At 72.7% G+C, this 23,976-nt stretch carries 23 protein-coding genes, 1 tRNA gene and 1 pseudogene; 9 read left to right on the top strand and 16 right to left on the bottom strand.

Annotated features, from left to right (window positions below; all coding sequences use genetic code 11):
• Positions 1 to 258: 258 nt before the first annotated feature.
• A pseudogene (locus tag A6R01_RS09755) lies at positions 259 to 1,026 on the bottom strand (penicillin acylase family protein); the annotation flags it as partial.
• Positions 1,027 to 1,092: 66 nt separating this feature from the next.
• On the opposite strand from A6R01_RS09755, the gene A6R01_RS09760 reads away from it, so the two are divergent.
• From A6R01_RS09760 to A6R01_RS09770, 3 genes are all read left to right on the top strand, one after another.
• On the top strand, positions 1,093 to 1,461 hold the full coding sequence (locus A6R01_RS09760) for an FmdB family zinc ribbon protein (protein WP_292605318.1): 369 nt from the start codon (positions 1,093 to 1,095) through the stop codon (positions 1,459 to 1,461).
• 110 nt (positions 1,462 to 1,571) lie between these two features.
• Positions 1,572 to 2,270 (top strand): RcpC/CpaB family pilus assembly protein, encoded by a 699-nt coding sequence (locus tag A6R01_RS09765; protein ID WP_292605320.1) that lies wholly within the window; start codon positions 1,572 to 1,574, stop codon positions 2,268 to 2,270.
• 52 nt (positions 2,271 to 2,322) lie between these two features.
• On the top strand, positions 2,323 to 2,670 hold the full coding sequence (locus tag A6R01_RS09770; protein ID WP_292605322.1) for an MscL family protein: 348 nt from the start codon (positions 2,323 to 2,325) through the stop codon (positions 2,668 to 2,670).
• A gap of 29 nt (positions 2,671 to 2,699) precedes the next feature.
• On the opposite strand, the gene A6R01_RS09775 is transcribed toward A6R01_RS09770, so the two are convergent.
• The 7 genes from A6R01_RS09775 to A6R01_RS09805 form a co-directional block, all read right to left on the bottom strand.
• Positions 2,700 to 2,906, bottom strand: a complete 207-nt coding sequence (locus A6R01_RS09775; protein ID WP_292605324.1) for a hypothetical protein — start codon at positions 2,904 to 2,906, stop codon at positions 2,700 to 2,702.
• Positions 2,903 to 4,165: an LCP family protein gene (locus tag A6R01_RS09780; protein ID WP_292605326.1), complete on the bottom strand. Its 1,263-nt coding sequence runs from the start codon at positions 4,163 to 4,165 to the stop codon at positions 2,903 to 2,905. The genes A6R01_RS09775 and A6R01_RS09780 overlap by 4 nt, the downstream gene beginning before the upstream one ends.
• Before the next feature lie 283 nt (positions 4,166 to 4,448).
• Positions 4,449 to 4,521: transfer RNA gene (locus A6R01_RS09785), tRNA-Arg, on the bottom strand.
• A gap of 55 nt (positions 4,522 to 4,576) precedes the next feature.
• Entirely contained in the window at positions 4,577 to 4,924 is a 348-nt protein-coding gene (locus A6R01_RS09790) for a hypothetical protein (RefSeq protein WP_292605328.1), read from the bottom strand.
• Between the two features lie 162 nt (positions 4,925 to 5,086).
• Positions 5,087 to 5,779, bottom strand: a complete 693-nt coding sequence (locus A6R01_RS09795) for a Pr6Pr family membrane protein (RefSeq protein WP_292605330.1) — start codon at positions 5,777 to 5,779, stop codon at positions 5,087 to 5,089.
• Between the two features lie 29 nt (positions 5,780 to 5,808).
• Positions 5,809 to 6,795, bottom strand: a complete 987-nt coding sequence (locus A6R01_RS09800) for a hypothetical protein (protein WP_292605332.1) — start codon at positions 6,793 to 6,795, stop codon at positions 5,809 to 5,811.
• Positions 6,796 to 6,866: 71 nt separating this feature from the next.
• Entirely contained in the window at positions 6,867 to 8,018 is a 1,152-nt protein-coding gene (locus tag A6R01_RS09805) for a saccharopine dehydrogenase NADP-binding domain-containing protein (RefSeq protein WP_292605334.1), read from the bottom strand.
• Here A6R01_RS09805 and A6R01_RS09810 point away from each other — a divergent pair.
• Positions 7,969 to 9,999, top strand: a complete 2,031-nt coding sequence (locus A6R01_RS09810; protein ID WP_292605336.1) for a beta-propeller domain-containing protein — start codon at positions 7,969 to 7,971, stop codon at positions 9,997 to 9,999. The two genes, A6R01_RS09805 and A6R01_RS09810, sit on opposite strands and share 50 nt — an antisense overlap.
• 133 nt (positions 10,000 to 10,132) lie before the next feature.
• Here A6R01_RS09810 and A6R01_RS09815 read toward each other — a convergent pair whose 3' ends face one another.
• The gene (locus tag A6R01_RS09815) at positions 10,133 to 10,867 is read right to left on the bottom strand and encodes a hypothetical protein (protein ID WP_292605338.1); all 735 of its coding nucleotides are present in this window, start codon (positions 10,865 to 10,867) and stop codon (positions 10,133 to 10,135) included.
• Between the two features lie 80 nt (positions 10,868 to 10,947).
• Positions 10,948 to 11,337 carry a helix-turn-helix transcriptional regulator gene (locus A6R01_RS09820; protein ID WP_292605340.1) on the bottom strand — a complete coding sequence of 130 codons (390 nt, stop codon included), beginning with the start codon at positions 11,335 to 11,337 and terminating at the stop codon, positions 10,948 to 10,950.
• A gap of 215 nt (positions 11,338 to 11,552) precedes the next feature.
• Between A6R01_RS09820 and A6R01_RS09825 the strand changes: the two genes are divergently transcribed.
• The gene (locus A6R01_RS09825) at positions 11,553 to 11,822 is read left to right on the top strand and encodes a DUF2277 domain-containing protein (RefSeq protein WP_292605342.1); all 270 of its coding nucleotides are present in this window, start codon (positions 11,553 to 11,555) and stop codon (positions 11,820 to 11,822) included.
• A gap of 31 nt (positions 11,823 to 11,853) precedes the next feature.
• Entirely contained in the window at positions 11,854 to 12,750 is an 897-nt protein-coding gene (locus A6R01_RS09830; protein ID WP_292605344.1) for a Sir2 family NAD-dependent protein deacetylase, read from the top strand.
• Positions 12,751 to 12,774: 24 nt separating this feature from the next.
• Here A6R01_RS09830 and A6R01_RS09835 read toward each other — a convergent pair whose 3' ends face one another.
• Together A6R01_RS09835 and A6R01_RS09840 are read right to left on the bottom strand one after the other, a co-directional pair.
• The gene (locus A6R01_RS09835; RefSeq protein ID WP_292605346.1) at positions 12,775 to 13,245 is read right to left on the bottom strand and encodes a hypothetical protein; all 471 of its coding nucleotides are present in this window, start codon (positions 13,243 to 13,245) and stop codon (positions 12,775 to 12,777) included.
• A gap of 183 nt (positions 13,246 to 13,428) precedes the next feature.
• Entirely contained in the window at positions 13,429 to 14,115 is a 687-nt protein-coding gene (locus tag A6R01_RS09840) for a metal-dependent transcriptional regulator (RefSeq protein ID WP_292605348.1), read from the bottom strand.
• Between the two features lie 89 nt (positions 14,116 to 14,204).
• Between A6R01_RS09840 and A6R01_RS09845 the strand changes: the two genes are divergently transcribed.
• The 3 genes from A6R01_RS09845 (at position 14,205) to A6R01_RS09855 (ending at position 17,968) form a co-directional block, all read left to right on the top strand.
• Positions 14,205 to 15,569 carry a deoxyribodipyrimidine photo-lyase gene (locus tag A6R01_RS09845; protein ID WP_292605350.1) on the top strand — a complete coding sequence of 455 codons (1,365 nt, stop codon included), beginning with the start codon at positions 14,205 to 14,207 and terminating at the stop codon, positions 15,567 to 15,569.
• Positions 15,566 to 16,261, top strand: a complete 696-nt coding sequence (locus A6R01_RS09850; RefSeq protein ID WP_292605352.1) for a hypothetical protein — start codon at positions 15,566 to 15,568, stop codon at positions 16,259 to 16,261. The genes A6R01_RS09845 and A6R01_RS09850 overlap by 4 nt, the downstream gene beginning before the upstream one ends.
• 78 nt (positions 16,262 to 16,339) lie before the next feature.
• The gene (locus A6R01_RS09855; protein WP_292605354.1) at positions 16,340 to 17,968 is read left to right on the top strand and encodes a glycoside hydrolase family 13 protein; all 1,629 of its coding nucleotides are present in this window, start codon (positions 16,340 to 16,342) and stop codon (positions 17,966 to 17,968) included.
• A gap of 49 nt (positions 17,969 to 18,017) precedes the next feature.
• On the opposite strand, the gene A6R01_RS09860 is transcribed toward A6R01_RS09855, so the two are convergent.
• From A6R01_RS09860 to A6R01_RS09875, 4 genes are all read right to left on the bottom strand, one after another.
• Positions 18,018 to 18,479 carry a MarR family transcriptional regulator gene (locus tag A6R01_RS09860; protein WP_292605356.1) on the bottom strand — a complete coding sequence of 154 codons (462 nt, stop codon included), beginning with the start codon at positions 18,477 to 18,479 and terminating at the stop codon, positions 18,018 to 18,020.
• Between the two features lie 281 nt (positions 18,480 to 18,760).
• On the bottom strand, positions 18,761 to 21,085 hold the full coding sequence (locus tag A6R01_RS09865) for a methyl-accepting chemotaxis protein (RefSeq protein WP_292605358.1): 2,325 nt from the start codon (positions 21,083 to 21,085) through the stop codon (positions 18,761 to 18,763).
• On the bottom strand, positions 21,082 to 21,582 hold the full coding sequence (locus A6R01_RS09870) for a chemotaxis protein CheW (RefSeq protein ID WP_292605360.1): 501 nt from the start codon (positions 21,580 to 21,582) through the stop codon (positions 21,082 to 21,084). Before A6R01_RS09870 ends, A6R01_RS09865 begins: the two co-directional genes overlap by 4 nt.
• A complete protein-coding gene (locus A6R01_RS09875; protein ID WP_292605362.1) occupies positions 21,579 to 23,876 on the bottom strand; it encodes a chemotaxis protein CheA in 2,298 nt (765 codons plus the stop codon). Before A6R01_RS09875 ends, A6R01_RS09870 begins: the two co-directional genes overlap by 4 nt.
• Positions 23,877 to 23,976 lie beyond the last annotated feature (100 nt).

Genomic DNA, 23,976 nt, shown 5'->3' on the forward strand with positions numbered 1-23,976 from the left:
CTGCCCGGGGTGCCGGGCGTCGTGCAGGGGCACAACGCCGAGGTGGCCTGGGGCATGGCCGCCGCCGGCCTCGACACGACCGACCTGGTCGTCGAGCGCCCGCCCGGCCGCCTCGACCGCACGCACCCGGCGCGGGCCGAAGCTCACCCGCTGAGGGTTGCGGGTGCCGCCCTCGGTGGCGCCGGGCTCGAACCGTCCGTCGACGACCGCGCCGCCGGTGACGACCGGCGTCACCGTCTGGTGGGAGTACGCCGGCCACAGCTGCTCGGCCCGCTGGGAGCCCACGGCGTCGGCGACCAGCACGCGCTCGACCTCGTCGGCCGGGCCACCGCCGAGGTCCCAGCCGTAGGCCTTCAGCCAGGTCAGCGAGTCCACGGCCGTCCAGTCCTCCGGGGCCGAGTCGGCACCGTCGAGGTCGAGCAGGGTGTACTCCACGGCCAGCTCGGAGGGCTCCTGCTCGGCGAGGTAGGCGTTGACCCCGTCGGCGTAGGCCTCCAGGAACGCACGGGTGTCGGGGCTGAGCAGCGCCACCTCCTGCTGGGCGACGCCCCGGAAGCCGAGCGTGCGCGCGACCCGGTCCCCGGGCAGCGCGCCGGCACCCACGAGCTCGGCGAGCGTGCCCGACGCGCTGCGGCGGCGCACGTCCATCTGGAAGAACCGCTCCTGGGCGGTGACGTAGCCCTGGGCGATCGCGAGGTCGGTGACGCTGTCGGCGTAGACCTGGGGGACACCGGCACCGTCGCGCAGCACCGTCACCGTCCCGGCCAGGCCCGGCACCTCGAGCTCGCCGCCGGTCTGCGGCAGCGGCCGCCGGGCCAGCGCGAGCGCGAACAGCCCGGCCACCACCAGCGAGAGCACCAGGCCCGCCACGACGTAGGTCGAGACCCGCACCGAGTCGGGCATCCGCCGGAAGGCGCGCCACCACGCGGCCGGACCGGTCGTGGGTCCGTCCGTGGAGCCGGCCGTGGGGTCGGCCGGTCGCGTGTGGTCGCTCATGGTGCGGGCCATTCTGCCGTGACGTAACATTGGCACTCGCCTGGGAAGAGTGCCAACGACGCGCCCCGTGCCCCGGCCCGTGCGAGAGGAGACCCGATGCCGACCTACCAGTACGCCTGCACCGAGTGCGACCACGCCTTCGAGCAGGTCCAGAGCTTCTCGGACGCCTCGCTGACCGAGTGCCCGCAGTGCGAGGGCCGGCTGCGCAAGGTCTACAACGCCGTCGGCGTCGTCTTCAAGGGCTCCGGGTTCTACCGCACCGACAGCCGCTCGGGCTCCGGCTCGGGCTCCTCGTCGTCCACCTCCGGCTCGTCCGGCACCTCCTCCAGCGACTCCTCCAGCGACTCCGGCAGCAGCTCGGGCAGCAGCTCCAGCACCTCGGGCTCCTCCGGCAGCACGAGCACCTCGGGGTCCTCCACCAGCAGCTCGAGCAGCACCAGCAGCGCTCCCGCCGCCGCCTCCTGACCCCGCTCCTGACCCGCCTCCCGGCCGTCCTGTGGACGGTCGGCGGTCCTGTGCGAGGCGCCTGTGGAGTGGCCCGGGCCCGGGTGGCCGATCCGGCCTAGCGTCGCCGGATGCCGCCCGGACCGCACTCCCCCGCCACCGCCTCACCCACCGCCTCCCCCGTACGCCGCCGGCTCGGTGCCGCCCGGCAACGACTGCGCCGCGCGGTGCTCGGCCGGCGTCGGCTGCTCGCGGCGCTGTGCGCCGGGCTCGCGGTCGTCGCGGGCGTGCGTGCCGTGGCCGCGCCCGTCCCACCGGGGGTCGACGTGGTCGTGGCGGCCCGCGCCCTGCCGGCCGGGACGGTCCTCGAGGAGTCCGACCTGACCACCGCGACCCTCCCGCCCGTCACGGTGCCCGACGACGTGCTCACCGACCCGGTGGGATCGGTCCTCGCCGGGCCGGTCGCCCGGGGCGAGCCGGTCACCGCGGTCCGGGTCGTCGGTCAGGACCTCGCCTCCGACGGGCTCGTGGGGACCGGCCGCGTCGCCGTCCCCGTGCGACTGCCCGACGCCGGGGCGGTCGACCTGCTGGCCGTCGGGGACAGGATCGACGTCGTGGCGACCGACCCGCAGGCGGGCAGCTCGGACACGGTCGCTGCCGGCGTACCCGTCCTCGCGCTGCCGGGGGCGGCCTCCGACGCCGGCGGGGGCGCCGGTCCCCTCGGCCAGCCCGGGGGCCGGCTCGTCGTGCTGGCCGTCGAGGAAACAGACGTCCACAACCTGGCAACAGCCGGAGCGGCGACCTTCCTGACCTACGTCTGGTCCCGCTAGCGTCGCGGGAGGACGCGGCCGCTCGGGCCGCCACGACTAGGAGGACTCCATCATGGGTGGCTTCAAGAACTTCCTGCTCCGCGGGAACCTCGTCGACTTGGCCGTCGCGGTCATCATCGGCACCGCCTTCGGCACGGTCGTCACGACCTTCACCAACTGGCTGACCTCGAAGATGCCCGACGGTGCCAGTGACTACTTCACCAACGAGGAGAACTCCTTCGGTGCCTTCATGAACGCCGTCATCGCGTTCGTGATCCTCGCGGCGGTCGTCTACTTCCTCGTCGTGCTGCCCTACACCAAGGCCAAGGAGAAGTACTTCCCCAGCCCCGCGCCGGGCACCCCCGAGGACACCGTCCTGCTGCGCGAGATCCGCGACGCCCTCACCGCCCGCCAGGGCTGAGGCACCAGCACTTCCGGTCGAGCCCGACCTCAGCTGCCGTGGTGCGGCGGCACCTGCTCCTTGAGCCAGGTGTCGCCGTCACGCCGGTCGCGGGGGTCGGGCTCGCGCTCGTCGGAGGTCGTCTCGGGCAGGCTCTCCCCGAAGACCTCGGCCCGACGGCGGCGCCGCTCCCAGGCGGCCTGCTCCTCCGGCGTACGCCGCTGAGGACCGGCGTCCTGGGCACCCTGGTCGCTCACGTGCACAGCCCGGCCGCGGCCAGCGCCTCGTCCGAGGCGGTGGGGGCGTTGCCGCCGCTGCCCTTGGAGCCGGTGGACCCGCCGCCCTGCGAGGCGGTCTCGCCGTCGTCCGGCGACTCCGAGGGCTCGTCGGAGGACGTGCCCGGGATCTTCGCCGCGCTGATCACGTCAGTCTGCAGGCGCTTGGTGAGGGGCTCGTCGTTCTTGAGGCGGTTCCACACGACGTTCGCCTGACGCTTCCACACCAGCCGGTTGGGGTCGTTCGGGTCGACCTTGTTGGGGATGGTGATGAACTGGACGTTGTCCAGGCCGATCCCGCGGAACTCGTAGCCCAGCTTGGCCAGCTCCCACAGGTTGCCGAGGTCCTCGTCGAGGGTCAGAGACTCGGTCGCGGCCTCCAGGAAGCCCAGCAGCCGGTCGGGGCGGGCCAGGGTGTTGGAGGAGACGACGGTGTTGACCATCGAGGCGATGAACGCCTGCTGCCGCTTCATCCGGCCGATGTCGGAGCCGCCGGACAGGGCATAGCGCTGGCGGACGTAGTTGAGCGCCTGGATGCCCTCGAGCTTGCGGGTGCCGGCCTCGAGGTACATCCCGTGGGCGCGGTCGTCGATGTCCTCGGGGATGCACACCTCGACACCGCCGACCGCGTCGACCATGTCCTGGAAACCGGTGAAGTCCACGACGACGAAGTGGTCGAGCCGGATGCCGGTGAGCGCCTCGAACTGCTGGATCGTGCAGGCCGGTCCGGCGAGTTGGTAGGCGACGTTCCACATCTGGTACGACGCCGCCGGGGTCGTCGTGCCGTCCTCGGTGCGGCACTCGGGCCGGTCGACCATCGAGTCGCGCGGGATGCTCACGCCGTAGGCGCGTTCCCGGTCCGCGGAGAAGTGCAGCAGCAGCGTCGTGTCCGAGCGCTCGCCGCCGCCGGTGAGCCCGTCGATGTTGTTGGCGCCCTCGCGCGTGTCCGAGCCCATCACCAGAACGTTGAGCGGCTCCTGCGGGCCGGTGACCTCGACCTTGTCCGGTCGGTCGCCGACCAGCTGGTCGTCGATGTCCATGACGGTGAGGTTGCCGTTGAGGTGGCGGTAGAGGTAGGTCACCGACAGGCCCGTCACCAGGCCCAGCACCACGAGGGTGGAGACCAGCACCTTGGCCACGGTGTGCGTGCGCCGGCGCTTGGCGCGCCGCTTGCCCCGCCGGGTCACCCGCGGCTCCGGGGTCGCCACCTCGACCGACGGGGTGGGGGTGGGCGTGCTCACGGGGTCGTTCTCCTGGCGGTCGGCCGCGACGTGCGGCCCGGGGGATGCGCCGGTGGCTCCGGCGTACGTCGGTGGCGCTGCGCTGCGCCCGGCGGCTGCACTCGGCCGCCGCGTGCGGCGAACCTAGCCGGGTCCGCCAAGCTCCTCGATTGTGCGGCGGGAGGGCTGTCCCGGCCAAGTCGGGGGTAGGGCATCGGGCGACGGGTGCCCCAGGCAGGAGTCGAACCTGCGACCTTTCGCTCCGCAGACCACGGAGCGCGGCTGCTCTCAACCCCACACCAAGTGCCCCAGGCAGGAGTCGAACCTGCGACCTTTCGCTTAGGAGGCGGCTGCTCTATCCGCTGAGCTACTGGGGCCGCGGCGGTCATCCTGTCAGACCCCGCGACGCCACAGACCTCGGGCACCACCGCGTCAGGCGATCACCTGCTGGTGCACCGACCCGTCGGGTTCGATGGCGTACACGCGCACGCCCAGCATCATCCACACGCGACCGGGCACCGTCAGCACCGTGGGCAGGTCCCGTGCGGGGAGGGCGAGTGCGTGCAGCTCCTCCGGGTCGCGCATGCCGCTCAGCAACGTCCTCACGGCGCGGTCGATGCTCCTCGACCGGCCGCGCGCCGTGCGCGCCTGCTCGACGGTCACCACGTGCATGGTGACCTCGTCCCGGCGGACCTGGTACGCGTTCCCCCCGTCGTCGGTTCCCACCCAGCCGTCGTCGGCGAGGTGCTGGCGGAGGGCGGCCGCTACGCCCCTAGCCATGCTGAGAACCTCGCCCGGAAATGTTTCATGCGTGTTACCTCCGCAGGTCGGCGGAGGTTTTAACCCATTCCTTGACCGGCGCTCAGCAATCCCCGCCCGGGGACGTCGTGCTCGTCACAGTGGTGTGGACCTGAAGCCGTCGTGAGCGCCGGCCGTGCCGGGTCAGGCCCGCGAGCGGGTACGCCGGGACAGGGCAGTGTCCACTGCCCACAAGACCGCAGCGACCACCAGCCCGAAGGCGAGGATCATCGCGATGGTGGCCAGCACCGCCGGGTAGCCCCCCCGCTCGCCCACCGCGACGAAGCCGTAGGGGTAGGAGCCGATGACCGCGCCCCGTACCAGCATCCACCCGACCCACAGCACCGGCACCAGCAGCGCCAGCGGCACCAGCCGACCCGACACCCAGCCGCGAGGCCCCGCCCACACCCAGGCCGCCACCGCCAGCACCGGCACCACGACGTGCTGGGTGGGGTCGGTGAGGATCGACCAGCCCTGCACGTCGATGCTCGGCGCGAGCAGCAGCTGGTAGACGATCGCGGTCACCACGATCATCAGCAGTGCGTCGAGCAGCAGCACCCGCTGCCAGGTGGCACCCCGCGCGCCACGGGCGAGCACCGTCGCCGCGAGCGCCACGACCACGTTGGACCAGATCGTGAAGTAGCTCAGCGTGTCGGTGACCCGCTGCAGCACGCCGTACGCCCCGTCGCCGGTGTCGCCGTAGACCCCGGGCTCGGGCGGGCTGTCGGCGTACCACCCGAGCGCCGAGAGGCTCAGCGTGAGCGCGAAGCCCGCCCACGCCACGACGGCCACCACTGTCCACGCACGGCGCCGCCGCACGTCCTCCCCCGACGTCATGCTCGGAGTATCGCCGATGGCGGCGGTGCTCAGGGGGCGATCAGCAGCAGCTCGTCGACTCGGCGCCGCACGGCGGTGCGGTGGGTGCCGTAGGAGTAGGTGTGCGGGACGGCGCGCACCTCCACCTCGCCCTTGACCTCGCGCAGCAGCCCCTCGAGGGTGGCGCGGTCCGGCAGGGCGTGCGAGGAGTAGGACAGCACCAACGGGGCGTCACTGAACTGCTCGAAGAGCTCGCCGAAGGCGGCCTCGATGGTGCGGCGGGAGGAGAACTTCGTGACCCTCTTGGGCAACTTGCGGGTCCTCGTGTCCCACATGATCTGGTCACCCTCCCAGTAGCGCGAGAGCCCCTCGAGGAAGTGGAAGCGCTTGGTGTAGTCGTTGTCGTCGCTGACCGGGGCGTAGGGCGGGTCGAGGTAGACCAGGTCCCAACCGTCCCGCTCGACCTCGCCCACCTCGCCGGTGGAGACCGAGCAGGCGGCGCCCCCGACGAGGGCCCGGTGGTAGTCGGCGACGCGCTCGACGAAGTGCTCGCGCAGGCTCAGGCGCAGGTCGCGCCGCCCGTCGTCGTACCTGCTGAGGTCGCCGCTGATCGTGAACACCCCGCGCGGCTGGCGGCGGGCCGCGGCCAGGCAGAGCGCGGCGATCGCCACCGAGCGGGCGTGGCCGCTCATCGTCGCGACGTGGCTCCAGGCGCTGTCGAGGAAGGCGAGGTCCTCGGGGGTGAAGAAGACCCCGTCGAACGTGCGGCGGCAGAAGTCGCGGTCGTCGAGCGCCGGGGAGCAGATCCGCGCGACGTCCTCCTCGGTGAGCCGCACGTCGTCGTTGACGACCCCGGCGCTCGCGACGACACCCGGGAAGCCGAGGTAGTCGTTGGCGCGTACACCGAAGCCCTGGTGCTTGAGGAGGTAGGACACGACCCCCGAGCCGCTGAACGCGTCGAGGGCGTGACCGCCCGCCGGGGCGAGGTCGGCGAACGCCTGCGCGAGGTGCGGCAGCAGACGGTGCTTGGAGCCCATCCAGCGCACCCGCGGCCAGGCGGCCGCCCGCCGCGCAGCCTCCGCCGGGTCGACGGCCTGCGCCCTCAGGGTCAGTCGACGACCTCGAAGCTCATGCCCGCGGCCTGCAGGCGAGCCAGCAGGTTGTCGCCCATCGCCTGGGCGGTGGTGACCTGCCCGGCGACGGCCGGGTTGTCGTCGAAGGCCAGGCACAGCGCGGACTCGGCGAGCATCTTCGCGGTCTCGGTGTAGCCGGGGTCGCCACCGGAGACGCGGGTGTGGACGGTGCGGCCGTCGCCCTCACCGACGAAGTCGACGGTGAACCAGGACTTCTCGCGACGCGACGCCGAGGGGCCCTCGCCCTGCTTGACCTTGGACTTCAGCAGGTTGCGCGCCGGCGGGATTGTGGCCGCGACGCCGATCAGCCCCACGCCGAGGGCGCCGCCGGCGGCGTAGCGCAGCGTCTTGGTGCCGGCGAAGTGGGAGTAGCGGAAGTCGCTCCCGTAGGCGTCCAGCGCCGCACCGCTGCGGGCCACGACCTGCGGGTCGATGGTCGGCATCGGCAGGAGGTAGTAGCCCAGCACCGGGTCCTTGCCCGGCTTGCCGGCGACGGCGCGGCTCTTGCGGCCCTCGGGGCGGGGCTCGACCCGGCGGCGCTCCTTGAAGGCCTGGCTCATCTGGCGGCTGCGCTCGAAGGCCCCCAGCGCGGAGTGGAAGGTGCCCCCGGAGAAGGTGCCGGCCGCGCGGACCACGCCGCGCAGGGTCACCGGGCCGGCGGCGTGCAGCTGCTGGACGGTGAAGTAGGCCCCGAGGTCGTGCGGGATCGAGTCGAAGCCGCAGGCGTGGACGATCCGGGCGCCGGAGCGCTCGGCGGCGGCGTGGTGGCGCACGTACATCGTGTCGACGAACTCGGGCTCGCCGGTCAGGTCGACGTAGGCGATGCCGGCCTCCGCGGCCGCCCTGACGGCCGGGTCGCCGTGCTGGACGTACCGACCGACGGTCGAGATGAGCACGCGCGTGCCCTCGGCCATCGCCCGCATCGAGGCGGCGTCGGACACGTCGGCCAGCACGATCTCGGGCGCCGTGCCGCCGGCGGCCTCGACCTCGTCGACCACGTTCTGCAGCTTGGCGGCGCTGCGCCCGGCGACGGCCCACGTCCCGCCCTCGGGCAGGTGGGTGCCGAGGTAGACGGCGGTGAGCGTGCCGGTGAACCCGGTGGCCCCAAAAATAACTATTTTATCCACCGCGCTCGTCGGCGCCGGAGTGCTCGTCGGCCTCTCCCTCGACAGCGACACCGGCGGTCGAGCGGCGACGAGCGCCAGCGAGGAGCGGACCCCTGCCGGTGGTCGAGCAGCGACGAGCGCCAGCGAGGAGCGGGCGTCGAGACCCCAGCCCGTCGCCTGGCAGGGCGACGCCCTGACCCCTGCGGCGTCCTGCGAGCAGCTGCTCGAGTGGTACGTCGACGGCGCCGAGGAGCTCGTGACGCCCTGGGGTTGGTCAGGGGGCTGGCCGGGAGGGCTGCTGGACCAGGGTGGCGCCTGGCGGACCTTCGCCCGGGACGGCGTGGTCGAGCTGCAGGGCTTCGCCGCGAAGCAGGCACCGGCGCCCGGCAACGCACGCGGGATGACCAACGCGACCCAGTCCGAGACCGGCACCAACGTGCAGGAGGCCGGCGTCGACGAGCCCGACGTGGCCAAGTCCGACGGCCGACTCCTGGCCAGGATCGAGCGCACCGGCCGCACCGCCGACCTGGTCCTCGCCGACGTCACCGGCGAGAGCGTCGAGGAGTCCGCGCGGATCGACCTCCCGGACGTCGTCGACCCCGAGCTGCTGCTGGTCGGCGACACCGTGGTCGTCGTCGGGGGCGACCAGGAGGCCGACGGCTCCCCCGGCACCCGGATCCTGCGGGTCGATGTGGGCGACCTCGACGAGCCGACGCTGACCGACACCCTCACCATCGACGGCGAGCTGCTCTCGGCTCGCCAGCACGGCACCACCGTGCGGTGGGTGACCCGCACCGGTCTGCCCGACCTCGACTTCGCGCGCCCCGGGCGACGGGCGGGCAGCCAGGACCGCGCGCTCGAGCGCAACCTGGAGGCGGTGCGTGGCACCGAGGTCGACGACTGGCTGCCGCAAGTGACGACGTACGCCGAGGACGGCAGCGCGACGACCGAGCGGCTCGTGGACTGCGACGACGTCGCCCTGCCCGGCAGCCCTGGCGAGGCGGACGGCACGACGCCCGGGACCGTGGCCGTCGTGGGCCTGGACGCCACCGCTCCCCTCGCCGGTCTCGCCGAGGCCGACGCGGTCGGCGTCGCCATCGGCACGGACCTGGTCTACGCCTCGCTCGACCGGCTCTACCTCGCGACCGGCGGAGCGCCCACGGGGTGCTGCTGGCTGGTGGACCGCGCCTTCCCCGGCGGACCGATCGGCGGCTGGAGCGGCACCAGCGAGATCCACGAGCTCGAGCTCGACGGCACGGCGGCGACGTACGTCGCGACCGGCGAGGTCGACGGCACCATCCGCGACCGCTGGTCCATGGACGAGCACGACGGCGTCCTGCGGGTGGCCGTCGGGCCGTCCTCGGAGACCGGCGACTTCTCCTCCATCGTCACCATGCGCCGCGACGGCACCCGGCTGGAGGAGATCGGCCGGGTGGACCGGATCGGGCCGCGCGAGGACATCGAGGCGGTGCGGTGGTTCGGCGACCTGGCGCTGGTGGTCACGTTCCGGCGGGTCGACCCGCTCTACACCGTGGACCTGTTCGACCAGACCGCGCCGCGGGTCGTCGGGGAGCTGAAGGTGCCCGGCTACTCGGCGTACCTGCACCCGCTGGGCCCGCACCGGCTGCTCGGCCTGGGCGAGGGCCCGGTGGGCGGTCGCCGGTGGGGCGCGCAGACCAGCCTGTTCGACCTGGCCGACCTCGCGGCGCCGCGGCGGCTCGACGTGCTCGACCACCGGGCGAACACCCGGCACGTCGCGGCCACCGACCCGCGGGCGTTCACCTGGATCCCGGGGCAGCGCACCGGTCTGAGCGTGATCACCCGCGGGTACGGCGCGCGCACCGGCTGGCTCTCGATCCTCCGGCTCGACGACGGGACGATCAGCGAGGAGCTGGTCGAGGTCGAGCACGGCAGCGACGTCGACCACGTGCGGCTGCTGCGGCTGCCCGACAAGCGGGTGCTGCTCGTGACGGCCGAGGAGGCGTCGTACGTCGAGGTCTGAAGGTTCGACTGACATCAGTCCGACCTTCCTCGGCGCGGTCGGGTCGCCCGCAGACGGGCCGAGCCCCGCCACGCAGGGAGGCGTGCCGGGGCTCGGGGAGTGTGCGTGACCCGGAGGGGTCAGGCGCGATCGGTCAGTCGCCGACCTTCTTGGCCGCCTCGGTGGTGGCGGTGGCCGCGGTGGTGACGGTCTTCTTGGCGGCGGTCTTGGTGGCGGTCGCCGACTTCTTGGCCGGGGACTTCTTCGCGGTGGTGGCCGCGGAGGAGGCCGACTTCTTGGCGGTGGTCGCCGACTTCTTGGCACCGGTGGTGGTCTTCTTGGCCGCGGTCTTCGCGGTCTTGGTGCCCTGGGTCTTGGTCGTCTTGGCCTTCGCGGTGGTGGTCTTCGCCGCGGTCTTGGTGGCCTGGGTCGACTCCTGCTTGCGGATGCGGCCCACGAGGACCTCGCCGCGCTTGGCCAGGTCGGCGTAGGTGGCCGTGGCGGTCGCGGTGGTCTCGTCGAGCTGCTTGCGCACGGTGACCGGCAGGGCCTTGGCGTCGCCCTGGAGCTCGGCGACGCGCTTCTCGATGGCGGTGCGGCGGGCCTTGGCCTCGTCGCTCAGCGCCTCCACGCGGGCGTTGACCACGGTCTCGACCTGGGTGCGGATGGTCTTGGGCTCGAAGTCGAAGTCCTTGACCGACTTCTGCACGCCCTCGAGCTTGGAGGTGGCGTCCTTCTGCAGGTCGACCAGCTTCTTCTGCACGTCGGAGACGTACTCGCGGACGGTCTCGACGGCCAGGTCCACGACACCGGCACCGGCGTACAGGGACTTGGTGGCCTCGGACTTGAGGTCCTCGATCTTGATGGTGGGGAGAGTGGCCTTGGCCATGTCGGAACTACTCCTTCGGTGGGCCTCGCGGCCCGTCGGGTGGGTCGTGGCGGGTGCCACGGCCGCGGGTGTGGGGGTCGTTACTCCTCGTCGCCCGGCTCGGCGGTCGCCTGACCGGCGTTCATGGCGAGGAAGGACTGGTAGACATCGAGCAGGGACTGCTTCTGGCGCTCGGTCAGCGCCGTGTCGGCGAGGACCGCGAGCTCCACCGAGCCACCGACGCCGTCGTCGGGGCTGACGATCCCGGCGCGGATGTAGAGCTGCTCGGCCGAGATCCGCAGCGCCTTCGCGATCTGCTGGAGCACCTCCGCTGACGGGCGCCGCAGTCCGCGTTCGATCTGGCTCAGGTAGGGGTTCGAGACGCCGGTCTGCTCGGCGAGCTGCCGCAAGGAGAGCTGCGCCTGCGTGCGCTGCTCCTTGAGGTAGTCACCCAGCGAGCCGACTGCCGTCGACACCTTTCCCTTGGCCATGCCTCCATAGTGCTTGCTCGTGCTAGCACTTGCAAGCAGCAAGCGGGTGCATCAGGTCACAACCGGACAGCGATTCCCCGAGCGAAACTCCTGGCCTGCTTGGTAGATCGTCCCGCGACGACGCCGCTAGCCACCGTGCTAGCAAGCCCCCGCCCGCTTGTCGACTGCTTGCTGGAGCAGGCGCGGGGGTGCGCGCGGCGACGTACGCTCGACGCATGTGCCGCAACATCCGCCAGCTCCACAACTTCGAGCCCCCGGCGACGTCCGACGAGGTCGGCGCGGCCGCGCTGCAGTACGTCCGCAAGGTCAGCGGCTCCACCAAGCCCTCGCAGGCCAACCAGGAGGCCTTCGACCGCGCCGTCGCCGAGGTCGCGCACGCCACCCAGCACCTGCTCGACGCCCTGACCACGTCCGCGGCACCGAAGAACCGCGAGGTCGAGGCGGAGAAGGCCCGGGCCCGTGCCGCGGTCCGCTACGCCCGTTGAACCGACCCGGCCCCCGACCCAGCCACCGACCGTGAGCAGCCCCCCGACCACCCCCGCGGGCAGTGGCACCGGCACGCGCGGCCGCAGCGCGTCGTACGTCGACGCCGCGCTCGACCTGCTCGCCGACCGCCCCCTCGTGGTGCTCACCGGCGCGGGCCTCTCGACCGACTCCGGCATCCCCGACTACCGCGGCCCCGACGCTCCCCCGCGGCGGCCCATGACCTACCAGGAGTTCGTCTCCGGCCCGACCGCCCAGCAGCGCTACTGGGCCCGCAGCCACCTCGGGTGGGGACGGATGCGCCGCGCGGACCCGAACGAGGGTCACCACGTCCTGGCCCGGATCGCCCCGGACCTGCTCATCACCCAGAACGTCGACGGGCTGCACGAGCGCGTCGGCACCCCGCGGCTGGTCGCGCTGCACGGCCGGATCGCCGACGTCGTGTGCCTGTCGTGCCGTCGGACCGGCGCCAGGTCCGCGCTCCACGAGGAGATGGGGCGTCTCAACCCCGACTGGCACGAGCGGCACCCCTCGGTGCACATCCGGCCCGACGGCGACGTCGACCTCGAGGACACCGACGGCTTCGTGGTGCCGGCCTGCGGGTGCGGCGGCATCCTCAAGCCCGACGTCGTGTTCTTCGGCGAGAACGTCCCCAAGGACCGCGTGGCGCACTGCTACGCGGCCGTGGACTCCCTCGTCGAGCGCGACGGTGCGCTGCTGGTGGTCGGCTCGAGCCTGACGGTGATGAGCGGGCTGCGCTTCGTCCGCCGAGCCGCCTCGCTGGGGGTCCCGGTGGTGATCGCCAACCGCGGGGAGACCCGGGGCGACCCGTTGGCGACGTACGCCGTCGAGACCGGCTGCTCGCCGTTCCTCTCCGCGCTGGAGCAACGCCTCTCCCGGCGCTCGCCCGGAGAGGTCGGCACGGGCTAGACGGGACGAGTCGGACGGGACGGGTCAGACAGGACGGGGACCGGCGCCGGGGCCGCCCCACGGGTCGTCGCGCAAGTCCTCGCTGGCGGCGTCGCGGAGCCGGCCGAGCATGTCGAGCACGTCGCCCGTGTCCACCCAGTCGCGGTCCTCACGGCGGCGGGTGCCCCGCGCGCTCGCGAGTCGGTCGCGCACCACGTGCGGCGGGAGGCGCACGCCCAGCTCGAGCTCGTAGTGGGTGTCGGTGAGCTCGAAGCGGATGTCGACCACCTCGGCGGCGTGGAACTCACCGTCCGGGTCGACCACCACGACGTGCTCGTCGAGGTCCAGGCCGCGAGCCAGTGCGGACTCGGAGTGCGCCACGACGAAACGGCCGCCGACCCCCCGACCGTCGGTCAGGAGCGCGGCGCTGAGCGGCACCGAGATCAGCTCCATGACACCCTCGAATCGACCGTCGCCGCCCGCACGGCGCTCCACCAGCGTAGACATTGCCTGCATGCCACGACAACGACGCGTCCGGGAATGCGGTCACGCGCGGTCCGGAACCCGTCTGGACGGCTCTCAGGTCCGGCCGCCGACTGCCGATGACCCCCAGCAGGACCCGGCAAGGACCCCAGCAAGGACCCGGCGACGACCTCAGCGAGGAGCCGGGACGCCGCTCGGGCCGGGCTCGGCCAGCCCTCAGAGGCGGCGGACGAAGATGTGGTCGGCCGCCTCGGGGACGATCTCGGCGGTCTCCCCGCCGGCGCCGACCAGGACGCCCTCGGGCGTCTGCGCGACGGTGACGGTCGTGTCGGGCATCGCGCCGACCCGGCGCAGCGCGCTCATGAGGTCCTCGTCCTTCTGCATCTCCTCGGAGATGCGACGCACCAGCACCCGGCCCTCGCCGCGGGCGGCGGCCTTGGACAGCGACTCCACGCCGTCCATGAACCCCTCCGCGCCGGGCGTCTCGCCCAGCTCGTCGAGCCCGGGGATCGGGTTGCCGTAGGGCGACTCCGTCGGGTGGTCGAGGATCTCCATCAAGCGCCGCTCGACGGTCTCGGAGATCACGTGCTCCCAGCGGCAGGCCTCCTCGTGGACCAGCTCCCAGTCCAGGCCGATGACGTCGGTCAGCAGCCGCTCGGCGAGGCGGTGCTTGCGCATGACCCGGATGGCCAGGCGGCGGCCGTCCTCGGTCAGCTCCAGGTGCCGGTCGCCCTCGACGGTGAGCAGGCCGTCGCGCTCCATGCGCGCCACCGTCTGGGACACCGTCGGACCCGACTGGTGCAGGCGCTCGGCGATCCGGGCGCGCAGGGGGACGATGCCCTCCTCGACCAGCTCGTAGATCGTCCGGAGGTACATCTCGGTGGTGTCGATCAGGTCGCTCACGGCGCCATCATCCCATCCCCACCCAGGGCCCGGTCCGGCGGCCGCTCGGGTGATGTCCGGGTCCCCCGCCGCTGGCACGCTGGGGCCCCATGACATCGGTGATGTGGTTCCGCCGGGACCTGCGCCTGGCCGACAACCCGGCGCTCATCGCGGCCGCCGAGAGCGGCGACGTGCTGCCGCTCTTCGTGCTCGACCCCGCGCTCTGGGGACCGAGCGGTCCGAGCCGTCGCGCCTACCTCGGGGCGTCGCTGCGCTCGCTGGACGCCTCGCTGCGCCAGCGACGGACGCAGCTGTCGGTGGTGCGCGGCGACCCGGTGCGCCGGGTCGTCCTGGCGGCGAAGGCCGTGCAGGCCACCACCGTCCACGTCGCAGCCGACCACGGCCCCTACGGCTCGCGGCGCGACGAGGAGGTGGAGAAGGCCCTGGCCGACGCCGGCATCGAGCTGGTCCGGACGGGCTCGCCGTACGCCGTCGCGCCCGGACGGGTCCGCAACGGCTCCGGCGACCCGTACAAGGTGTTCACCCCCTTCTCCCGCGCGTGGGCCGACCACGGCTGGCGCGGCCCGGTCGACACCCCGACCGGCGTCTCGTGGCTGACCCTCGACGAGCACACCGACGAGGGCACGACCGACATCCCCGACCCGCGGCTGCCCGCCGGGCTCGAGCTGCCCGAGGCCGGCGAGGCCGCGGCGAGACGGCGGTGGGAGGAGTTCCTCGACCGCGTCGACGACTACGCCGAGGATCGCGACAGGCCCGGGGTCGACGGCACCAGCCGGATGTCGGTCCACCTCAAGTACGGCGAGGTCCACCCGCGCACGCTGCTCGCCGACCTCTCGCGCCGCCGGTCCGACGGTGCCCGGGTCTACCGCACCGAGCTGGCCTGGCGGGAGTTCTACGCCGACGTGCTGCACACCCGGCCCGAGACCGCACGGGAGTACTACAAGCCCGAGTTCGCGCGACTGTCCTACGACCGTCCCGGCGCCCAGCTCGAGGCCTGGCAGGAAGGCCGCACCGGATTCCCGATCGTCGACGCCGGGATGCGCCAGCTGCGGGCGACCGGCTGGGTGCACAACCGGGTGCGGATGATCGTGGCCAGCTTCCTGGTCAAGGACCTGCACGTGGAGTGGCAGCACGGTGCGCGGCACTTCCTGCACTGGCTGGTCGACGGCGACCTGGCCTCCAACAACCACGGGTGGCAGTGGGTCGCCGGCAGCGGCACCGACGCCTCGCCGTTCTTCCGGGTCTTCAACCCCACGACGCAGGGCAAGAAGTTCGACCCGCGCGGCGACTACGTCCGCCGCTGGGTGGAGGAGCTCTCCGACCCCGAGCAGGTGCCGGACCCGCACGACCCGGACCCCGACACCCGCGACCTGGTCGGCTACCCCGCACCGATGGTCGACCACAAGGAGGAGCGCCAGGAGGCGCTGGACCGGTGGGAGAAGATCCGGGGATGACCTCCCTGATCGTCCCGACCGCCTTCCACGGACCTCCCGACTCGGCCAACGGCGGCTGGGCCGCCGGCGCCCTCGCGGCCCTCACCGCCACCGGCGGTGCGCTGGGTCGCACCGTCGAGGTGACGCTGCGCCTCCCCCCGCCGCTGGAGGTCCCGCTGGAAGTCGGTGAGCACGAGGGCGCGTGGCGCGCGCTGGACGCCGAGGGCCGCACCGTCCTCGAGGCCCGCGCGGTGGAGACGGACCTCGAGCCGAGCGCGCCGGTGCCGGTCGACGTGGCGCGTGCCGCCGAGGCGTCGTACGCCGGGCACGACCGGCACCCCTTCCCCACCTGCTTCTCGTGCGGACCCGAGCGGGCCGCAGGCGACGGGCTGCGCATCCTGCCCGGGCCGGTGCCGGGTCGTCGGGGCACGGTCGCGGCGTCGTGGACCCCGCACGCGTCGTCGTACGAGATCGCCTGGGCCGCGCTGGACTGCGCGGGCGCCTGGGCGAGCGGGATCGAGGAGGGCCCGCGGGTGCTGGGGCGGATGACGGCGCGGGTCGACCGGCTCCCCGAGGTCGGCGAGACGCTCGTCGTGACCGGCCAGGCGCGCGGGTCCGAGGGGCGCAAGCACCACGCGACGACGACGCTGCGCACGGCCGACGGCGCGCTGGTGGGGCTGGCCCGCCAGGTGTGGATCGAGATCCCCTCCTGAGGGTGCGCCACCAGGCCGGGGAGTAAGCGTTTACGCATCACGGTGTACCGGTCAACCACCGTGTGTCAGAGTGTCCCCATGACCACCGAGCAGACGCCCCCCGTGACGCCCGCCGAGACCGAGTGGTGGCGCCACGCCGTCATCTACCAGGTCTACCCCCGCTCCTTCGCCGACGCCGACGGTGACGGCGTGGGCGACCTGCCCGGCATCACCAGCCGGCTGCCCTACCTGCGCGACCTCGGGGTGGACGCGATCTGGATCAGCCCGTTCTACCGCTCGCCGCAGAACGACCACGGCTACGACGTCTCCGACTACTGCGACATCGACCCGCTCTTCGGCACCCTCGAGGACGCCGACACGCTGCTCGCCACCGCCCACGAGCTCGGCATCAAGGTCGTCGTGGACCTGGTGCCCAACCACTCCTCGGACCAGCACGAGTGGTTCCAAGCCGCGCTCGCCGCCGGCCCGGGCAGCCCCGAGCGGGCGCGCTACGTCTTCCGCGACGGCAGGGGCGAGGACGGCTCCGAGCCGCCCAACAACTGGCTCTCGGTCTTCGGCGGCTCCGCGTGGGACCGCGTCGAGGACGGCCAGTGGTACCTCCACCTCTTCGACTCCTCCCAGCCCGACTTCGACTGGCGCAACCCCGAGGTCGGCGACATGTTCGAGGACGTCCTGCGGTTCTGGCTCGACCGCGGCGTCGACGGCTTCCGCGTCGACGTGGCGCACGGGCTGTTCAAGGAGGAGTCACTGCGCGACCAGGTCATCCCCGAGGGCGAGACCCAGCGCGGCGGCACGGACGTCAACGCCACCCAGTCGATGGTCGAGCGGACCCACCGTGACGAGCCGATGTGGGACCAGCCGGAGGTCCACGACGTCTACCGTCGCTGGCACCGGGTGCTCGCGGAGTACGACGGCGACCGGATGACCGTCGCCGAGGCCTGGACCCAGTCGCCGGAGTCGATGGCCCGCTTCGTCCGCGACGACGAGATGAGCCAGTCCTTCAACTTCTCCTGGCTGCTCGCGGCCTGGTCGGCCGCCTCCTTCGAGAACGTCATCACCAGCACCTTCGAGGCGCTCGAGGAGGTCCACGCCGACCCCACCTGGGTGCTGTCCAACCACGACGTCATCCGGCACGTCACCCGCTACGGCGGTGGCGAGCAGGGCCTGGCCCGGGCCCGCGCCGCCACGTTGACGATGCTCTCGCTGCCCGGCTCGGCCTACCTCTACCAGGGCGAGGAGCTCGGGCTGGAGCAGGTCGACGTGCCGCCGGCCCACCGCACCGACCCCAGCTGGCTGCGCACCAAGGACAGCGAGTCCCCCGAGGTCGGGCGGGACGGGTGCCGGGTCCCGATCCCGTGGTCGGGCTCCGAGCCGCCGTACGGCTTCGGACCGGGCGGGGGCCAGCCCTGGCTCCCGCAGCCCGGCGACTGGGCCGGGCTCACCGTCGCCGCGCAGGAGGCCGACCCCGACTCGACGCTGGCGTTCTACCGTCGCGCGCTGGCCGCCCGCCGGACCCTGCTCGGCTCCCCGTCGACCGTCGAGATGCTCGACCTCGGCGAGGACCTGCTGGCCTTCCGTCGCGGCGAGGTCACCGTGGTGCTCAACTGCGGCAGCACCCCGGTCCCGCTCCCGGCGGGCGAGGTCGTCATCGCCAGCGGCCCGGTCACCGACACCCTGCCCGGGGACACGGCCGTCTGGCTGCGCTGAGCCGGCCGAGGTCACCCGGGTCACCCCGCGTCGGCCGCCGGGGTCGGGATCAGTCCGTCTCGACCCCGGAGCCGAGGCTCTCGTTGTAGCGCGCGAGCAGCGCGGTGAAGGTCTCCAGGTCGCCGGACTCCCAGCCGCCGAGCCGGTCGGCGAGGTAGCGCCGGCGACTCTCGGCGACCTGCGCGAGCCGCTCCCGCGCGTCGGGCGTCGCGGTCAGCAGCCACGCCCGCCCGTCCTCGGGGTCGCGGGACTTCTCGATCAGGCCCAGCTCGATGAGGTGGGTGACCTGTCGGCTGATCGCGCCCTTGTCGATGCTGAAGAGGTCCGCGACGGTCGAGGCGCGCATCGGACCGTGCTCGGCGACGTGGGCGAGCATGAGGTACGACGCCGGCTGCAGCTCCGCGTGCACGGCCCCGGCCCGTTCGGCGATGACCCGGCGGACCCGGCGCACGAGCACGCCGACCTCCTGCTCGAGCCGGGTGAGGGACTCCGGGCGCGGTGCGGCACTCATGGTGGCTGTGAGCCTAACCGGGTCCCCGGCCCGTCGCCGCGGCTCGTCGCACCTCGGCCGTGCGTCAGCGACCTCTCGGCCGTGCATGAGCGACGCCTCGGCCGTGCATGAGCGACCTCTCGGCCGTGCGCGAGCGACCTCTCGGCCGTGCGCGAGCGACCTCTCGGCGGACGAGGCTCGGCCCCGGTCGCACTGGGGGGTGGGATGTGCGACCGGGGCCGGTCCGTGGACCGTCGACCGGGTGGAGCGGTCAGGGAGAGGATCGACGGCGGTTCAGTTGCTCAGACTCGGAAGCGTCCGACCTGGGCCTTCAGCTCGGAGGCCATGGTGGAGAGCTCGGTCGCCGACTGCAGGGTGTTCTGGGCGCCCTGGCGGGTGTCGTCGGCGGCCGAGGCCACCTGCGAGATGTCGTCGGCGATGCCGTTGGCACCACCGGCGGCCTCGGTCACCGAGCGGGCGATCTCGTTGGTCGTCGCGGTCTGCTCCTCGACCGCCGAGGCGATCGTGGTCTGGATGTCGTTGATCCGACCGATCACCTCGGAGATCTCCGAGATCGCCGACACGGCACCGGAGGTGTCGCCCTGGATCGCCTCGATCTTGCGACCGATGTCCTCGGTGGCCTTCGCCGTCTCCTTGGCCAACTCCTTGACCTCGTTGGCGACGACCGCGAAGCCCTTGCCGGCGTCGCCGGCCCGGGCCGCCTCGATGGTGGCGTTGAGGGCCAGCAGGTTGGTCTGCTGGGCGATCGAGGTGATCACCTTGATGACCTGACCGATCTCCGCGGAGGACTCGCCCAGGCTGGCGACGGTGTCCTGCGCCTGGCTCGCCACGCCCACCGCACCGGTGGCCACCGAGGCGGCCTCCGTCGCGTTCTGCGCGATCTCGCGGATGCTCGCGGTCATCTCCTCGGCCGCCGAGGCGACCGTCTGGATGCTGGCGGAGACCTCCGAGGACGACGCGCTCGCGCTCGCCGCCTTGTCGGAGGTGACCGACGCGCCGTCGCCCATGCCCTGGGAGAGGATCGTCAGCTGCTCGGCCGCGACGCCCAGGGCGTCCGCCGTCTGGCCGATGGAGGCCATCGACTCGCGCAGCGTGCCCAGCAGGCTGGACAGTCCGCCGGCCAGCTGGCCGACCGCGTCCTCCCCGGAGACGGTGATCTCCCGGGTCAGGTCACCGTCCACCGCGGCCTGCACGACGTCGAGGACGGCCTCGACCTTGGCGGCCAGCTCCGCGGCCTGCTCCCGGTCGGCGGTCTCCTTGTTGATCCGGGTGTAGGCCTGCGAGACCAGGCGGCCCACGTTGCGCAGCGCGTCGAGGCGCTGTGCCGAGGGCTTGAGGGTCTCGGTGGCGAAGAAGTCCATCGTGCCGACGACCTCGCCGCTCACGATGATCGGGAAGCAGACGCCCGACTTCACGCCGACCTTCTGGGCCACCGGCGCCCGCACGCAGTCGGTCATCTCGCCGATGTCGGGGGTGAACAAGAGGTCCTCGCTGGCCCAGGCCCGGCCCGAGAGCCCGACGCCGCGGGCGAAGGAGGCCTCCAGCGTCACCTTGCGGAACTCCGGGCCGGCGTCGCCGGACTCCTGGACGAACTTCAGGGTCATGTCGTCGCGGTCGAGTGCCCAGAACGAGCCGTACGCCCAGCCGAACTCCGCGCGCACGGAGTCGAGCACCGCGCTGATCGCGCCGTCGATCGTCGACGCGCTCTGCAGCTCACCGAGCACCTTGTTGACCGCGGCCGAGTCGGCCATCGCGTCGTTGCGCTCGGCCTCCGAGCGCAGCTTCTCGGTGATGACCTCCCAGGTGGCCATGGCACCGATGTACTCGCCGTTCTTGTCCCGGATGGCCGAGACCAGCAGGTCCAGGGTCTCCGGGCCGACCGAGATGTTGGCGCGGCGAGGCAGCTGGGCCTCGTCGGAGAGGATGCCGCGCTGGTAGTCCGGGGTCTTGTGGAAGACGTCGAGGCTGGTGCCGACGATCTTGTCCACGGGCACCGGCAGGTGCTCCTGCAGGCCACGCAGCGTCTCCAGGGACGCCGGGTTCATGTAGGTGATGGTGAAGTCACGGTCGGCGAACATCATGTTCGTCGGGGAGTTCTCCATCATCGAGGTGACCCGCGCGACCTGCTGCTCGAGCGCGAGCTTCTCGGTGACCAGGTCCCAGGTCGCCATGGCGCCCACGTAGGTGCCCTCGTCGTCGTACACCGCGGCGACCGTGAGGTCCAGGGTCTCGGGCCCGACCTTGATCATCGCCTGACGCGGGAGGTACTTCTCCGGGTCCGCCAGCAGGCCGCGCTGGTAGGACGGGTCCTTGTGGAAGATGTCCAGGCTCGAGCCGACCAGGTCGTCGGGCGAGACCGGGATCCAGTCCGCCAGGGCACGCAGCCCCTCGACCGTGGCCGGGTTGGCGTAGGTGATGACCAGGTTCGTGTCGGCCAGCATCACACGCGTGGGCAGGCCGTCGAGGACCGAGCGCATCTTCGTCAGGTCGGGCGCGGTCGTGGTCTTGGTGGTGGCGGGCTTGGCCGACGCGGCCTTCACGGCCTTGGCCCGCCCGGAGGCGGTGCCGGAGCCGTTCTGGTGGGCGCGGGTCTGGAGCTCGGTCACGGCGTTCCTCCGGTGGTGTCGGGTGTGGAGACGTCGACGGCGCGCTCGGCGTCGACGACGAGAAGGATCGATCCGGGCAGGGGCAGCACCCCGCCGACGACGTCCTGCACCGTGGGGGGCAGGTTGGCCGGCGTGGGCTGGAGGGAGACCTCGGTGGTGTCGATGACGTCACCGATGTCGTCGACGAGCAGGGAGACGACCTCGCCGCGGGAGCGGACGATGACGTTCATGGGCAGCTCGCCCTCGGGTCGCGGCGGGAGCCCGAGCCGGCACCGCAGGTCGAGCGCGGTCACGATCTGTCCGCGCAGGTTGATGAGGCCGTGGACGGCGTCCGGCGCGCAGGGCACCACCGTCAGCTGCTGGTAGCGCAGCACCTCCTGGACGTGCTCCACCTGGAGGCCGAAGTAGAGGCCGTCCACCCAGAAGGTGCACATCTGTCCGGTGGCCCCGGTGGTCCGGGTGCCTCCGGAGGTCGGGGTGAGGGTCGTGACGGTCATCGCGCACCTGCCAGGAGAGGACGCACGACGGCGTCGAGGTCGACGAGGTCGGTGACCTTGTCCTGGACCACGGCGGAGCCGAGCACGCCGTTGCGCCTGCCCACCTCCGTCGGGACGACGTGCTCCTCGACGACGTCGAGGACCCGGTCGATGACGATGCCGACCCGGTGCTGGCCGTCCTCGTGGACGACGACGCTGATCTGGTCCTCCGCAGGCGGCGACTCGGCCAGCCCGATCGCCGGGGCCAGGCGCAGCAGCGGCAGGATGCCGTCGCGGTACTGCACGACCTCCACGCCGCCGGACCGCTCGACCCGCCCGAGCTCGAACTCCTCCAGCCGGCTCACCGCCGTGAGCGGCAGCGCCGCCCGGCGGCCCTGGGAGACCTCGAGCACGAGCAGCGCCCGGGAGTCGACGGTGCCGACCTGCACCTCGGGCTCGGTCGCGTGCGCCGCACCGATCGCCCGGGTGCGGGCGATGCCGCCCACGTCGAGGATGAGGGCGACGCGACCGTCGCCCATGATCGTGGCACCGGCGTACGTCGGCAGCGACTTGAGCTGGCGCCCGATCGGCTTCACGACGATCTCCTGGGTGTCGTGGACCTCCTCGACGCACAGCCCGAAGCGGGTCTCGTCGGCCTGCACCACCACGATGGTGAGCCCGTCCGGGTCGGCCTTCTCGCCGCCGAGCGCCTCGGAGAGAGACACCAGCGGGAGCAGCCGACCGCGCAGCCGCAGGACGGGGGCGCCGGCGAGCGTCTCGACGTTCTCGCGCAGGTCCTGCCCCTCGAGGCGGACCAGCTCGACCAGGTTGGCCTGCGGGATCGCGTAGCGCTCACCCTGCTGCCCGACGACCAGCGCCGGGATGATGGCCAGCGTCAGCGGGATGCGGATCCGCATCGTCGTACCGCACCCGACGGTGCTGGTGAGGTCGACGCTGCCGCCGATCCGCTCGATCGAGGTCCGCACCACGTCCATCCCCACGCCACGACCGGACACGTTGGTGACCTGCTCGGCGGTGGAGAACCCGGGACGGAAGATCAGGTCCAGGACGTCGCGCGGCTCCATCCGGGCCAGCTGCTCGCGGGTGACCACGCCACGGCGCACCGCGACGTCGCCGATGTGGCGGGGGTCGATCCCCTTGCCGTCGTCGGTGATCTCGACGACCACCTGGCCGGACTCGTGGTAGGCCCGCAGCAGCAGCCGGCCGGCCGTCGGCTTGCCCGCCGCGGCACGGGCCGGGGGCGGCTCGATGCCGTGGTCCAGGGAGTTGCGCACCAGGTGGGTCAGGGGCCCCTTGAGGGCCTCGAGCAGCGAGCGGTCCAGCTCGGTGTCGTGGCCGTCCATCTCCAGGTCAACCTCGCGGCCGAGCTGGTGGGCCAGGTCGCGCACGATGCGCGGCATCTTCGACCAGACCTGGCCGATGGGCTGCATGCGCGTGCGCATCACGCTCTCCTGCAGCTCGCTGGCCACGAGGTCCAGGCGCTGGGAGGCGCGGACCAGCTCGACGTCGTCGGCGGCCTCGGTGCGCTGCAGGATCTGGTTGCGCGTCAGCACCAGCTCCCCCACCAGCTGCACCAGCCCGTCGAGCAGGTCCACGTCCACACGCACCGAGGAGTCCACGACGCCCCGGCGGCCCTCCTCCACCTCGGCGGCGGCGGGCACGTCCTCCGGAGCCTGGTCGAGCACCGGGTCGAGCAGCTCCTCCGCGACCGGGTCCGGCTCGTGTGCGGGCGCAGCTGCCGCCGCGGGCGGTGCGTCCTCAACCGAGTCGGTCGCCGTGACGGTTGCCTGCTCACCGCCCTCGACCGCGGCCTGCGCAGGCGGTGCGTCCTGAACCGACTCCAGCTCCGAAACGGTTGCCTGCTCACCGCCCTCGGCGGCCGCCGCCGCCGGCTCCTCGACGTCACCGGCCAGCACCCGCTCGAGCAGGGAGACGACCGACTCGACGTCGACGCCCGGGTCGGCGTCGCCGGCGCCGTGCTCGATCGCCTCGAGCAGCGCGCGGACGGTGTCGACCATGGTCAGCAGCGCGCCGGCGGTGTGGGTGGTCATCACCATCTTGCCGTCGCGCAGGCGAGAGAGGAGGTTCTCCCCCACGTGCGTCAGCGCCTCGAGCCGGTTGAAGGCGAGGAAGCCGCTGGTGCCCTTGATGGTGTGGATGGTCCGGAAGATGCTGGAGAGCAGCTCGCGGGAGTCCGGCGTGCGCTCGAGCTCCACGAGGTCCCGGTCGAGCTGGTCGAGGTTCTCGTGGCTCTCCACGAGGAACTCCGCCACGATCTCGGCGTCGTCGTCCACGGCTCTCCCCCTTCCTGTCGGGCGTGCTGGGCCGGGGGCGGCCGCAGCGGGGTCGACCTCCCCCATCGGCGCACCACCCGCGAAGGTGAGAGCGCCGCCA

The sequence above is a fragment of the Nocardioides sp. REDSEA-S30_B4 genome, assembly GCF_001627265.1.
Lineage (GTDB): Bacteria > Actinomycetota > Actinomycetes > Propionibacteriales > Nocardioidaceae > Nocardioides.